This window comes from Roseburia sp. MSJ-14, from assembly GCF_018918225.1.
Taxonomy (GTDB): domain Bacteria; phylum Bacillota; class Clostridia; order Lachnospirales; family Lachnospiraceae; genus Petralouisia.
In genome coordinates this window covers 63,684-78,503 of record NZ_JAHLQD010000056.1, presented here as the reverse complement: position 1 = coordinate 78,503, position 14,820 = coordinate 63,684, and the positions used below count along the sequence as shown (strand labels likewise).

General features: G+C 39.6%; 10 protein-coding genes and 1 riboswitch. All 10 genes read left to right on the top strand.

Annotated features, from left to right (window positions below; genetic code table 11):
- The first annotated feature begins 77 nt into the window (after nucleotides 1-77).
- The 10 genes from KQI83_RS15960 (at nucleotide 78) to KQI83_RS15915 (ending at nucleotide 14,649) form a co-directional block, all read left to right on the top strand.
- Nucleotides 78-1,793, top strand: coding sequence for a carbon starvation CstA family protein (locus KQI83_RS15960; protein ID WP_216560081.1), 1,716 nt, complete (start codon nucleotides 78-80; stop codon nucleotides 1,791-1,793).
- Nucleotides 1,794-2,041: 248 nt separating this feature from the next.
- The gene (locus KQI83_RS15955; RefSeq protein ID WP_216560079.1) at nucleotides 2,042-3,565 is read left to right on the top strand and encodes a methyl-accepting chemotaxis protein; all 1,524 of its coding nucleotides are present in this window, start codon (nucleotides 2,042-2,044) and stop codon (nucleotides 3,563-3,565) included.
- Nucleotides 3,566-3,607: 42 nt separating this feature from the next.
- Nucleotides 3,608-3,707, top strand: a riboswitch (TPP riboswitch).
- Between the two features lie 163 nt (nucleotides 3,708-3,870).
- Nucleotides 3,871-5,175: a phosphomethylpyrimidine synthase ThiC gene (thiC, locus tag KQI83_RS15950; protein ID WP_216560077.1), complete on the top strand. Its 1,305-nt coding sequence runs from the start codon at nucleotides 3,871-3,873 to the stop codon at nucleotides 5,173-5,175.
- Between the two features lie 91 nt (nucleotides 5,176-5,266).
- Nucleotides 5,267-5,764, top strand: coding sequence for an energy coupling factor transporter S component ThiW (thiW, locus tag KQI83_RS15945; protein WP_216560074.1), 498 nt, complete (start codon nucleotides 5,267-5,269; stop codon nucleotides 5,762-5,764).
- Between the two features lie 115 nt (nucleotides 5,765-5,879).
- A complete protein-coding gene (locus KQI83_RS15940) occupies nucleotides 5,880-6,659 on the top strand; it encodes a hydroxyethylthiazole kinase (protein WP_216560071.1) in 780 nt (259 codons plus the stop codon).
- Nucleotides 6,656-7,255, top strand: coding sequence for a thiamine phosphate synthase (thiE, locus tag KQI83_RS15935; RefSeq protein WP_216560069.1), 600 nt, complete (start codon nucleotides 6,656-6,658; stop codon nucleotides 7,253-7,255). Before KQI83_RS15940 ends, thiE begins: the two co-directional genes overlap by 4 nt.
- Before the next feature lie 15 nt (nucleotides 7,256-7,270).
- A complete protein-coding gene (thiD, locus tag KQI83_RS15930) occupies nucleotides 7,271-8,074 on the top strand; it encodes a bifunctional hydroxymethylpyrimidine kinase/phosphomethylpyrimidine kinase (RefSeq protein WP_216560067.1) in 804 nt (267 codons plus the stop codon).
- Nucleotides 8,075-8,137: 63 nt separating this feature from the next.
- Nucleotides 8,138-8,692, top strand: coding sequence for a hypothetical protein (locus KQI83_RS15925; protein WP_216560063.1), 555 nt, complete (start codon nucleotides 8,138-8,140; stop codon nucleotides 8,690-8,692).
- Nucleotides 8,693-8,823: 131 nt separating this feature from the next.
- On the top strand, nucleotides 8,824-13,476 hold the full coding sequence (locus KQI83_RS15920; RefSeq protein WP_216560061.1) for a S8 family serine peptidase: 4,653 nt from the start codon (nucleotides 8,824-8,826) through the stop codon (nucleotides 13,474-13,476).
- A gap of 18 nt (nucleotides 13,477-13,494) precedes the next feature.
- Entirely contained in the window at nucleotides 13,495-14,649 is a 1,155-nt protein-coding gene (locus KQI83_RS15915; RefSeq protein WP_216560059.1) for a cohesin domain-containing protein, read from the top strand.
- Nucleotides 14,650-14,820: the final 171 nt, after the last annotated feature.

The following is a 14,820-nucleotide window of genomic DNA, read 5'->3' as shown; positions in this document are numbered from 1 at the left end:
TTTGTTCTAGTTTCATATCGTCCACGATGTCTGAGGAATGCAAAAGATTTTCTGAAAAACAAAAGGAGTGAACTATTATGAATGGTTTAGTAATTATTTTAATCGGAGTAATTGCGTTAGGCGCAGGCTACATATTGTACGGACGTTGGCTGGCTAACAAATGGGGAATCGACCCAAAGGCAGAGACTCCGGCTGTAAAGTATGAAGACGGAGAGGATTATGTACCATCCTCTAAGTTTACAGTATTTTCACATCAGTTTTCATCCATCGCCGGTGCAGGCCCTGTTACCGGTCCAATCCTTGCATCTGTATTCGGATGGGTACCGGTTTTGTTATGGTTGATTATCGGTGGTTTGTTCTTCGGAGCTGTACAGGATTTCGGAGCTTTATATGCATCTGTAAAGAACGAAGGAAAATCCATGGGTATGTTAATTGAAAAATATATCGGAAAAACAGGAAGAAAATTATTCATGTTATTCTGCTGGCTCTTTACTTTATTAGTAATCGCAGCATTTACCGATATGGTAGCAGGAACATTTAATGCATTCCCGGTAGATGCAACAACAGGAAAAGCTGTTTCTAAGGCAGTATTTGCAAATGGAGCAGCAGCATCTGTTTCTATGTTATTTATTTTAGTTGCAGTTATCATGGGATTGATTTTGAAAAAAGTTACGAACATGAATGAAGTTGTAAAAGGCGTACTTGCAGTAGTTCTTATTGTTGCAATGTTCGCAGTTGGTATGAAACTTCCTCTTTATGCAGACAAAACAGTATGGATTTATGTTATCATGGCATATTTGTTCTTAGCATCTGTACTTCCAATGTGGTTACTGATGCAGCCAAGAGATTACATGACAACTTATATGTTACTTGGTATGATTATTGGAGCAGTTGTTGGTGTATTAGTTGCACATCCGGCTATGAACTTAAATGCATTTAACGGATTTACCTTAGTAGCAGCAGACGGAACAAAATCTTATTTGTTCCCAACCTTATTTGTAACCATTGCTTGTGGTGCTGTTTCCGGTTTCCACAGCTTAGTATCTTCCGGAACATCTTCTAAGACAATCCGAAACGAAAAGGATATGCCAATGGTTGGATACGGAGCAATGATCGTAGAATCCTTACTTGGAATCGTTGCATTAGTTGTTGTGGGAGCAGTAGCAGTAAATGGAACAAAACCGGACGGAACACCATTTGCAATCTTCTCCGCAGGTGTTGCAGGATTCTTAGAAAAACTGGGATTGCCGGTAGAAGTTGCAACTGTATTTATGACAATGTGTGTATCTGCATTAGCATTAACTTCTTTGGACTCCGTTGCAAGAATCGGTAGAATGTCCTTCCAGGAATTATTCTATGAAGATACCACAGACCCGGCACAGATGGGGGCTGTTCGTAGAGTATTGACAAATAAATATTTTGCAACAGTAATTACCTTATTCTTCGGATGGTTATTGTGCCTTGGTGGATACAACAATGTATGGCCGTTATTCGGTTCTGCAAACCAGTTACTTGCAGCATTAGTATTGATTGCATTAGCTGTATTCTTAAAAACAACAGGACGTACCGGTTGGACATTATATATCCCAATGTTTGCAATGCTTGCTGTTACATTTACAGCATTGGTTCAGAAAACTATCGCATTGGTTCAGAACGTAGTAAATGGTAATGCAACTTTCTTAGTAGATGGTTTACAGTTGATTATAGCAATATTACTGATGGTACTTGGTGTATTAGTTGCTGCAAGCTGTTTCCAGAAATTATTTAAGAAAAAAGAAGAACAGACAGCATAGTTTAAAATTTGCATAAGAAAGAGAAGTGTTTCCAAATTTTAGGAAATGCTTCTTTTTTCTATATAAAAGAAGAAAAAATTGTGATATAATGAACAAAAGAGAGTCAGAGGGAACTTGTTCACTCTTGACGAACGGCGAAATTATTGAGTGATGAAATCACGATATACTGTCTCATGAAGTATTATACAAAATCAATATAATGTGCACAGTGAACACAGCAGGTATACAAGGAAGTATAAGGAGAAAAAATGAAAGAACAAACAGGAACCGGAAAAAAAGTAAGACAATTCGGCAGCAAGGAAGCACAGAATAGTAAAGTAAACCGTTTTTTGTCCATTGGAATGACGGTATTTTATCTAATGGTACTGGCAAATGTATTTATTGCATTTCAAACAGGAGTACGAGCAGCTGGATATACAGCAATGATTGCAATTTTGGTAACCATCTTAAGTATAATAAACTGGGTGGTATATATCAGAAAACCTTCCGGTAAGCTATTGAAAAATGTAGCAATGATAGGTTTGTGTATTGTAGATTTTTTAATTACCTATGCATTTGACAGCCAGTATCTGAAATACATGGTATTAATTCCGTTTATCGGTGTGATACTTTATTATCAGGAAAAGATAATGTTCAAGTATTCCATTGCCATGTGTGTGATTAACACCGTTAGTACTGTAAATTATATTATGAATAACGACCTTACAGGTGCAGAAAAAATAGAAAATGTTATGTGCCTGCTTACCGTTGTGATTTTCATGGGAATAGCTACATATACAACATATATAGGACATCGATTTAATCATGATACTCTTTATAATCTTCGAGATGAACGAGTTGCGCAGGATCAAATGATGGAAAATGTTTTGAATACCGCAGATAGAGTGAGAACAGAGGCGTTGAAGGCAAGTGAAGTAGTAGATAGTTTGGATAGTTCCACAGATATTGTAAATACAGCCGTTTCAGAGATTTCCCAGAGTACATTGAATACAGCGGAAAATATTCAGGAACAGACCATTATGACTCAGGCAATCCAGAATGCCATAGATAAGACCATAGAGTGTTCCGACCGTATGGTAGAAGTGGCAGCAGCTTCCAGTGAAGCAGTGACTGAGAATTTAGCGGTTATGCAGAATATCAGACAGCAGTCCAAAAATATTGCAGATACCAATAAAAATGTGGCAGAGGCAATGGCGAGATTGCAAGAAAAGACAGAACAGGTACGAAATATTGCAGATGTGATTTTCAATATTTCCAGTCAGACCAATCTGTTGGCTTTGAATGCTTCTATTGAGAGTGCCCGTGCCGGAGAGGCAGGAAGAGGATTCGCAGTAGTTGCAGATCAGATTCGAAATCTTGCAGAAGAGACAAGAAAAGAAACAGAGAATATTGCCACTATATTAGAGGAATTAAATAACAACGCTTCAGAAGCAAAAGAAGCAGTGGATAATTCCGCCACAGCTACCGATTATCAAGATCAGTTGATTGAAAGCGCATCTGCCGGATTTGAAAATATTAACAGCAATTCCGATAAGTTGACAGCAGATATTAAGGAAGTAGAAAAAATGTTGGCAGATTTATCTGCATCCAATGGTAATATTGTTAATAGTGTTACCCAGTTATCTGCAACAACAGAAGAGGTAACTGCAAGCTCACAACAGGCACAGGAAATCAGTGGTCAGAATAAAGAAGATGCAGACAAGGCAAAGAGTGCATTAGACAATGTGATAGAGATATCCCATGAGCTGGATCGCTATATGAACAGATATTGACAAACCTTGTAAAATGGGCTACTATAACCAAGAACAATTATATATAAAACGCAGAGGGACCGAATATTGGTTGAGAAGGTTAAAACCTGACTCTTGGAACCTGTCAGTTAATACTGTCGTAGGGAGCGGAAGAAAAAGAAAAGCAGAGACTTTACCGTGAACCACAGCGGTAAAGTCTTTTTATGTAATAGGAAATTACGTCCTATTACATAAAAAACGCTCCGCTATAAATGACACCGCTCGGGCGGGAAAGAGTCCGACAAGCGGACTCTCTGTTCTATATCATAGGAAAAGGAGAAGAGAATATGAGTACATATGCAACACAAATGGAGGCGGCACGCAAAGGGATTGTAACAGAGGAATTAAAAAAAGTAGCAGAAAAAGAGCGCATGACGGTGGAGGAGTTAATGCCGTTAGTAGCTGCCGGAAAAGTAGTTATCTGCGCAAATAAGCATCACAAATGTATCGACCCGGAAGGGGTAGGTTCTATGTTAAGAACTAAAATCAATGTAAATCTTGGAATATCCAAGGATTGTAAAGACTATGACGTAGAGATGGAAAAAGTAATGGCGGCAGTCAATATGGGGGCACATGCCATTATGGATTTATCTTCTCATGGAAATACCATTCCATTCCGTAGAAAATTAACCGCAGAATGTCCGGCAATGATAGGAACTGTTCCGGTATATGATTCTGTAATTCATTATCAGAGAGATCTTGCAACCTTAACTGCAAAGGATTTTATTGACGTGGTACGTCTTCATGCAGAAGATGGTGTAGACTTTGTAACACTTCATTGCGGAATTACCAGAAAGACCATTGAACAGATTAAAAAACATAAACGTAAAATGAATATTGTATCCCGTGGAGGTTCCCTGGTATTTGCCTGGATGTGCATGACCGGAGAAGAAAATCCATTTTATGAGCATTATGATGAAATTTTGGAAATCTGTAGAGAACATGATGTTACCATTTCTTTGGGGGATGCCTGTCGTCCGGGATGTTTAGCAGATGCATCCGATGTATGTCAGATTGAAGAGTTGGTGCGTTTAGGGGAATTAACAAAACGTGCCTGGGACAGAGATGTACAGGTTATGGTAGAAGGTCCGGGACATATGCCAATGGATCAGATTGCAGCAAATATGAAAATACAACAGACCATTTGTATGGGAGCACCATTCTATGTATTAGGACCATTAGTAACAGATATTGCACCGGGATATGATCATATTACATCTGCTATTGGTGGAGCAATTGCAGCCCAGAATGGAGCAGCATTTCTTTGCTATGTAACTCCGGCAGAGCATTTGGCGCTTCCAAACGTAGAAGATGTAAAACAGGGAATTATTGCATCTAAAATTGCAGCGCATGCAGCAGATATTGCAAAGGGTGTGCGTGGAGCAAGAGAAATAGATGATAAGATGGCAGATGCACGCCGCGTATTGGATTGGGATGCACAATGGGAATGTGCCATTGATCCGGAAACCGCGAAAAAGATTCGTGATGACCGAAAGCCAGAGCATGAAGATACCTGTTCTATGTGTGGAAAGTTCTGTGCAGTTCGTAGCATGAACAAAGCATTAGCAGGAGAATATATTGACATTCTGTAACTATTTTAAAAGAAGGAAAAGTACATAGGATTTTTCAGATAAAAGCAGAATCGTTACAAGTAGTTGAGATATTTTAGATAGGAGACATTTCATGAAAATAAATATAAAAAAGCTGGCACTGGCAGGAATGATGACTGCATTAGGGGTAGCCTTATCGGCATTTTCCATTCCGGTGGGAGCTTCTAAGTGTTTTCCCATACAGCATTTGTTAAATGTACTGGCAGGGGTATTTTTAGGACCAAGCTATGCACTTGGATTTTCCTTTTGTACAGCCTTGATTCGCAATCTTATCGGAACCGGAAGTCTATTGGCGTTTCCGGGAAGTATGGTAGGAGCTTTTTGTTGTGGAATGATTTACAAATATACCAAAAAAATTCCGTTGGCATTGATTGGTGAGGTAGTGGGCACCGGAGTAATCGGTGGCATGCTTTGTTATCCGGTAGCAAAATTTCTGTTAGGAAATGGAGAGGCAGCCTTATTTACTTATGTGTTGCCGTTTTTAATCAGTACCATAGGTGGAAGCCTAATTGCAGCAGTATTATTAGGAGTTCTATATAAGTCAAAGGTAATTTATCGTTTACAGCAGTAGCAATGAAAATCCTGTGCTTGCATAAGAATCTGAGAAGCACCGGGATAACTTGAAAAACTGGCAAAGCGTGTTTATCATAGTTTACAGGGAATGATGAAAAAGAAAAGAGGAGCCTATGGAGCCGGAAGAAATACAGGAGATTTTTCAAAAAATCAGGGAAAAGCAACCGTTGATACATATGATACCCAATGCAGTGTCAGCCACTCTTTGCGCAGATGGGCTGTCTGCGTTGGGGGCAAGACCGCTTATGGCAGTAGCTCCACAGGAAATGCAGGAAATTGTAAAACAGGCAGACGGAATAGTGATAAATTTAGGGCAACCAACACCGGAAAAAAGAGAGGCTGCCCGATTGGTATTAGAGACTGTAGTTCAGGAAGAAAAGCCCGTGGTTTTAGACCCGGTAGGCTGTGGAGCATCTGTTTTTCGCTTGAAGATGGTGCAGGAACTGTTAGAGATTCCATGGAAGGGTATTATTAAAGGGAATCAATCAGAAGTATACAGTATACAACAAAATCTTCTAACGCAGGAAGGAATTGATTCCAGAGAGGACAGAACGCTGTCAGCCATGACAAAGGAAGGAAGGGTACTTCTGGTAAGCGGAGTGGCTGATCGGATTTTGTGGAAGGGTGGCAGTAAGACACTTCAGAAAAAGGAGCAGCGGGTATATAATATAGTAGGAACAGGTTGTTTGTTAGGTGCTATAACCGGAGCTTGTTACAGCATAACCAAGGAACCAAAACAGGCAGCAGAGGCAGCCGCATTGGGTATGGCGTATGCACTGGAGCAGGCAGATAAGGCAGTAGGTTATGGTCAGGCAAAAGTAGTCTTATTAGATGCACTGACACAGTTAGAAGAAGCAAGATTTTTGAATTGGATGAGAGGAAAAGAACAATGAAACGTTGGTTATATTTAATTGCAGATTTTTCCTATGGTGAGGAAAAAATCGAAGCGGCATTAAAAGCAGGGATAGATTACATTCAGTTGCGGGAAAAAAATATTTCTTCTGCGGAATATTTGAAACGTGCAAAAATTATACGAAAAATGACAGAAAAGTATCCTACGAAGTTTATCGTAAATGATCGCTTGGACATTGCCATGTTAAGTGATGCCGATGGAGTACATTTGGGACAGTCTGATGTTCCGGTAGCGGATGCCAGAGGAATTTTAGGGAAAAATAAAGTCATTGGTGCTACTGCAAAGACAGTGGAACAGGCAGTACGGGCACAAGAGGCAGGAGCGGACTACTTAGGAAGCGGAGCTTGGTTTTTTACCTCCACCAAAAAGGATGCAGTTCCAATCGCAGAAGAAACGTATCGGGATATTTTAAAAGCCGTTACCATTCCAAATGTGGCAGTAGGCGGAATTACCGCACAAAACTGTGAAAAGCCATTAAGCTGTGGCGCAAACGGGCTTGCCATTTCTGCCGGAATTTTGGGCGCAGAAGATGTAGCAGCAGAAGTAAAGAAACTTCAGAAGATATTAGCAGAGTAGAATGGAGGCATATCCATGAGAACAGTGCTTACCATAGCAGGAAGTGATTGTAGCGGTGGAGCGGGAATACAGGCAGACTTAAAGACCATTACCGTACATGGATTATACGGTGAAAGTGTTATCACAGCACTTACGGCGCAAAATACCATGGGAGTATCGGATGTTATGCCGGTACCGCCCACATTTTTAGAAAAGCAGTTAGAAAGCGTATTTTCCGATATTGTGCCGGATGCGGTAAAAGTCGGAATGATATGCAATGCAGAACAGATAGAGGTTATTGTGTCCTGTTTAAAAAAATATCGTCCAAAACATATTGTGATAGATACCGTTATGGTTTCCACCAGTGGAAGAAATCTCATGGAGCCGGAAGCCATTACCACATATAGAGAAAAGTTATTGCCTTATGGGGAGATTTATACCCCAAATATTCCGGAAACAGAACTGCTAACAGGACAAAAAATAAAAACAAAAGAAGAACGTGTGATAGCGGCAAAATTATTATCAGAACAGTATCCGGGAGCAGTTTTAATCAAAGGCGGACATGATGAAAAACAGGCAGATGATCTATTATATAAGAAGAAACAGGCAGTCTGGTTTCCGCAGGAGCATATAGAAAACGGAAATACTCATGGGACCGGATGCACCTTGTCATCTGCAATTGCCTGTGGATTGGCACAAGGACTTGGGATGGAAGAAAGTGTAAAAAATGCCAAGGCATATATAACAGGAGCCATTGGTGATGGAATGAATTTAGGAAAGGGAAATGGCCCATTAAATCACATGTATGTCATTTCTAAAATTATAAATGGTACAAATTAGCCATTGCAAAAAGAAAAGCTGAGTGCTAAAATACAAGTAAATTTTTATGGGGAGAGCTGAGAGATGAAAGAAAGTTCTTGGATATTGTATTCTGAAAATGCAAGAGTGGCGACGGATGCTGAAAAAGTACCGGAAGAACCACAACAGGAAGAGAAGAATACAGAGAAAGTAGTACGAGTAAGCATACAAATAGAAGCCGGAAGTGACAAGGAAGACGTGATAGAACGGATTTCTAAGGAGGCACTGGATGGCACCGAGTTGGATATTCAAAATAAAGATATAGCACAAGATATGTTTACCGCCAATCTTTTGGAAAATAAAATAGAAGCAGTGCAAGCTGTTTCAGGGGTAAAAAGTGTTACATTAGTAGAAGCAGATCAGCTTACAGAAGAAACAGAGCAGTCCGTGGATTTAGAGGAAACGGAAGAAGAAACGCAGCAACAGGTGAATCAGGAGCGTACCCCCAAAGAGGTACCCAAGGGGCAGAATACTCAGGTGATTCAAAAGGAAGAAGAAAATAATATAGAGATTTCAAAAGACTCAATCATAGGTTTGATAGTCGTAGTTTTAGTTCTGGTGCTTCTTGTGGGAAGAAAATTACATAAGAGATTCAGATAAAGGCGTCTGTAGAAGCAGAGGCCTTTTTGTGACATAAGCACGTTGATTTACTAAAGCGAAAAAGCATTAAAGCAGATCAATAATATACAACCGTATATTTTATTGATAGATAAAAACAGGGAGGAAGAAGCATGAAACAGAGAAACTGGAAAAAAGTCTTGTTATCATGGGTGCTAGTTCTGGCAATGTCCTTGGGAATGACCGGAAATGTATTTGCAGCCGGTACAGGACAAAGTGATACGGAAGATTCCGTATGGACGGAGGAGGAGCCGGCAGACAGCCAAAGTATGGCAGATGCAGAGAGCGCACCTGAGAAAACAGAAGAAATTCCACAGGACGAAACCGTTCGTGTATTAATCGTAATGGATGGAAAATCTGCAATAGAAAAAGGATATTCTACAGATGCCATTGCACAAGATAAAAGTGCAATGAAATATGCAGATAAACTAGAAAAAAAACAGGAAGAGATTACAGAAAAAATCTCTGAAGAAGCATTAAACGGTGAAGCATTAGGCGTTCGTTATAATTTTACATTATTAGCAAATGCAGTATCAGCGGACGTGGCTTACGGTGATGTAGAAAAAATTCAGGCAGTAGAGGGCGTAGAAGGCGTTTATGTAGTGCCGAAGTATGATGTGGCTGCATCGGATGCAGCAAGCCCAAATACCGTTACAGCAGGTGAAATGGTAGGAAGCTATGATACCTGGGCAGCAGGTTATACAGGTGCAGGACAGCGTATTGCAGTTATTGATACCGGATTAGATACCGACCATCCTTCTTTTGACGGTGGAGCATTTGATTATGGCTTAGCTGAGACAGCTCAAAAGGAAGGCGAAAGCGTATCTGATTATAATCTGTTAGGAAAAACAGAAATTTCTTCTGTATTAGGCAGATTAAATGCAACAGCAAGAAAATCAGACATCACAGCAGACAAGTTGTTCTTAAGTGATAAAGTACCATTTGCATTTAACTATGTAGATAAGGACTTAGATGTAACACATGACAATGATACTCAGGGAGATCATGGTACTCATGTTTCCGGTATTTCTACCGCAAACGTATATGTACCGGATGGAACAGGATATAAGAAACAGGCAAGCGGAGTTGTAGGTATTGCACCGGATGCACAGCTTTTTGTTATGAAAGTATTCGGAAAAAACGGTGGTGCATATCCGGATGACTATATGGCTGCAATTGAAGATGCAATTTTATTAGATGCAGATGCAGTAAACTTAAGCCTTGGTTCTTCTTCCGCAGGAGAAAGCAAAGAGTATGCAGCAGGAGAACAGTACATTAATGAGATTTTTAATGGATTGGCAAATACAGATACCGTAGTAAGTATTTCCGCAGGTAACTCCAGTTACTGGTCAGAAAACAGTACCTACGGAGCAAACCTTACCAGCGATGTAAATCTTGATACTGCCGGTTCTCCGGGATCTTATACCAATGCATTTACCGTAGCAAGTGCTAATAACTCAGGATATACCGGTTATTGCGTACAGGCAGGTGATGCAAATGTATTTTATGCAGATGCAGCATCCAATGAATTCCGTACATTGGATACTACAGGAAAAGGCACTTCATATGAGTATGTATTTTTAGATGGATATGGAGAGACAAGTGACTATGATGGCGTAGATGTATCAGGCAAAATCGTAGTAGTAAGCCGTGGTAGCGTTTCCTTTGCGGACAAGCATACCAATGCAGAAAATGCGGGAGCCGCAGGTGTGTTAGTTTACAATAATCAGCCGGGTACTATTTCCATGAGTTTGTCAGGTTCTACAGCAACAATTCCATGTGCATCTATTCGTCAGGCAGATGGAGCAGCAATCAAAGCAGCTACAACTGCAACTGTAAAAGACGGAGTTTATACCGGAACCCTGAAAGTATTTAGTTCCGTAAGTACAGACCATAATGCACCGGATGGATATACCATGAGTGATTTCTCCTCTTGGGGTGTTTCAGGAGATTTGTCACTGAAACCGGAAATCACAGCACCGGGTGGAAATATTTATTCTACATTGACCAACGGTCAGTATGGACAGATGAGTGGTACCTCTATGGCAGCCCCAAGTGTTGCAGGTATGAGTGCTTTGGCAGCAGAGTACATTAAAGAAAACAATCTTTGTGAAAAAACAGGATTAAGTGTAAGAACTTTAACACAATCCTTACTTATGAGTACAGCAACTCCGTTGACAGAAGAAGATGGAGAAGAGTATTCCCCAAGAAGTCAGGGAGCAGGTCTTGCTAATATTGAAAAAGCAACCACTTCCCCGGCATACATTTTAATGGATAAAAACGGAGCAGACGGAAAAGTAAAAGCAGAACTTGGGGATGACCCAAATAGAAATGGTGTATACAGCTTTGATTTTACCGTTTATAATATGTCAGATAAAATGCAGTATTATACGGTAGATAGTTCTGTTTTGACAGAAGAAGTAATTGAAGATGACTATTTCTTAGGAACTTCTCATAAATTAAATCCAGAAGTAGAAATTTCCGGATTAGAGAAAAAATATGATTTAAATGGTGATGGAAAAGTAACAGAAGCAGATGCACAGGTATTATTGCAGAGCGTAAACGGTTCTGTAAATTCTGCAAAAGCAGCTTCCGATATTTTTGATTTAAATAATGATGGTGTGGTAAATACCGCAGATGTTTATGATTTCTTATTAGAGATTAGAGGAACAACTTCTAATCTGAACTTAAATGAAACTGTTGTTGCAGTAAATGACAGTAAGAAATTGTCTGTAACCGTGAAACTTTCCGATGCAGACAAAGAATATTTGAACAGTAATTTTGAAAATGGTATGTATGTTGATGGATTTATTTACCTGAACGGTGAAGTACAGTTATCCGTACCAATGTTAGCATTCTACGGAAACTGGGCAGATGCATCCATGTATGAACCATATAATTATCTTGAAGCAGTAAACGGTGGAGAAGAAGGACAGACTTATACAGGAATCGAAAGAACAAACTACATGACTTATAAGTTTAACGGTGATTCTTCTAACTACTATTATAAATCCAATATGTATGCAAAGGATGATGCATATTTGCCAGAAAGAAATGCAATTTCTTCTGTAAATGGTGATAGCATTGGTTCTATTACATACAGCTTAATTCGAAATGCTTCTAATGTAACTGCTACGATTACCAATGCAGATACCGGAGAAGTATATTACAAAGTAGATAAGGGAGCAGTAGACGCAGCATTCTATTCAGCAAGCAGTGCAGAATGGAAGAGTACTTCCGCAAGTGTTGGATTGAACTGGGCAGTAACAGATGCAAGCGGAGCAGCATTGCCGGAAGGAACAAAGGTAAATATTGCAGTTACTGCATTACCATCTTATTATGACAATTGGACAGGTGAAGGTGTTCCTGGTAAGGGTGTTAGCCTGAACTTCCCAATGACAATTGATAATACAGCACCGGAAGAAGTAAGTGCGGAAACAAGTGCTGATAAGAAATCTATGGATGTTACTGTAAAAGATAATAATTATGTGGCAGCAGTAGCAGTTTATGGAAGAGATAAAACAACCGTATTAAATACATATGCAGTAAATCAGACACAGCAGGGTGCAGAATCTGTAGTACATATTGAAATTCCGGAAAAAGTATTCTATGTAGCAATCGTAGACTATGCTGGAAATACAGCAATGTATCGTGTAAATAACAGTGGAGTGGAAGATACTTCCGTTACAACAGGTGTTACCTTAAATCAGAATTCTATCGAACTGATTAAGGGAGATACAGAAAAATTAGTAGCAAACGTAGCACCGGAAAGCATTTTGGATGATACAGTAACATGGATTTCTGATAATGAAGCAGTAGCAAAAGTAGATGCAAACGGTATTGTAACTGCGGTTGGAGTAGGAAGTGCCAATATTACAGCAACCACAAACGCAAAGAATGCGTCCGGAGTAGCAGAAATAAAGAGCTGTGCAGTAACAGTAAGAGAATTATCAGTAGACTTAAATAGTATTATCTGGGATGAGAATGGCGCAGTACACTGGGCGAAGTTTAACAGCAGTAATCCGGCAGACTGGTCTGACATCGGAGCAGGAACACAGGGAAATACCTACATGGCAGCAACTGTAGTAGGGGATAAGATTTTAGCAGCTACACAGGATGATTCCAAGGCATCCACATTGTATATGGTAGATCCAAGCAATGGATATGCAGCAACCCCAGTAGGAAGTGCACAGACATGGTGTACTGATATGGCATATGGTAAAGCCAGTGGTTATGTAGCAGCAACCTATGCAGGTTATATCATGGTAATTGATGCAGCAGGTAACTACATAGGAGCGTTGAACTTATCCAGTAAATTAAATGGAAGTGCATTAGTAGGAATCACATATGTAACCAGTCAAAGTGGAACAGATTACTTCTATGCAATTGACCAGTCAGGAAATATTTACATATTTACTTTAGATGCAGCATTAAACGATATTCGATTTGAAAAGATTGATTCTGTAAATATCGATACAAAGGGTGAATATTACTTTAGTTCCTTATACTATGATGAAGCAACAGATTACCTGTTCTTATCTCTGTTTGATGGGTCACAGGCACTGTATGCAATCAATGGTAATACCTTTAAGTGTAGCAAGTTAGGCGAGTTCCCATCCTCAGTATGGCCAATTTGTGGTTTATATAAGAGTGAGGATTTAGGAGCAGGTACCACAAGTGCAGCAGAGTTGAAAGATGTACCGACAGTACCTATGACATTGACACAGGAACCATTGCCGGTGTTAGATACAAGAGCCAATAAATAGAGAAAGGATGACAGATAGATGAAACGAATAAAAGGAATCGTATGTGGACTTCTGTTAGTCCTGATGTTACATGTGAATACCATGCCATTATTTGCGGCATCAGAAGTAACTACAACAATAGCAGATATTTTTACAACCAATATAACAACTTCCGGCAGTCAGGTAACACTGGCTGTTGGGGTGAAAAAAGATGCCGGAGTTACCAGTGGAAAAATTGTTGTTTCTTATGATGAGAGTATGATGACAGTTTCTTCTGCAAAGGGAAACAATATCTGGGAAATGGAAGACATCAATACAATAGCAACAAAGGATAATAAAAAAGCAGTTTCTTATGCATGGGTAGATTCTGACCTGAAAAATGCAGAAGGAACCATGTTGACAATAACATTCCAGAGTACGGCTGCTGGAGCAGGAAAAGAAGTAGCTGTACAGACAGATGTTGTAGAGCTGTATCAGGGAGATAACGTAGTATCTGTACCAACCAAAACAGTAACAGATACCGTAAAATTACCGGCAGATACTACCACAACGGTACCGGAAAAAACAATTATTGACCAGATTAAAAATGCACAGCCGGGAGAAACCATTACCATTCCGGTACATGATGGAAATACCGTTATTTCAAAAGCCATTATGGAAGCAGCGCAGGGAAGAGATGTGTACCTGAGATTCCAGATGGACAATGGAGTTGTTTGGCTGGTTCACGGAACAGACATTAAAACACCAAAGGATATTGATTTGGGTATTAAATTAAACACAAACAATATTCCACAAAAGGCAATCAATGCGATTGGTGATGACAAAGCGAAATATCAAATGCAGTTTACATTGTCCTATGAAGGAGAATTCGGAACAACAATAACCGTAATTATTCCATTAGGTGATGCAGCTGTAGGATATTTTGCTAATCTGTATTACTATAATCCAACAACCGGAGAACTGGAATTTGTAGAGTCCTGCAAAGTTGGAGCAGATGGAAATGCCATTTTCCATTTAACACATGCATCTGATTATGTAGTTGTAGTCAGCGAAAATGACGGTGCAAAACTTGCAGCCAAAACACAGGCGAAAAAGACAGGCGATGAAACCAATGTAGCAGGTTATGTATTGTTACTTGGAGCTGCAGCAGTTGTATTAGCAGAAGCTGCAAGAAAAAAAGTAAAACATGCCTAAATAAAGGGCAGTAAGTAAAAGGATTATTCGATAAAAACATACATCGGATAATCCTTTTAATGTAATAGGAAATTAAGAGTTCAACGAGTGAACTCTTTTTTCAAATAAGGGTTGCGAAGAAAGGGGGATTTGCGTTACAATAGGCAAATAGAACAAAAGCAGAGAATAATA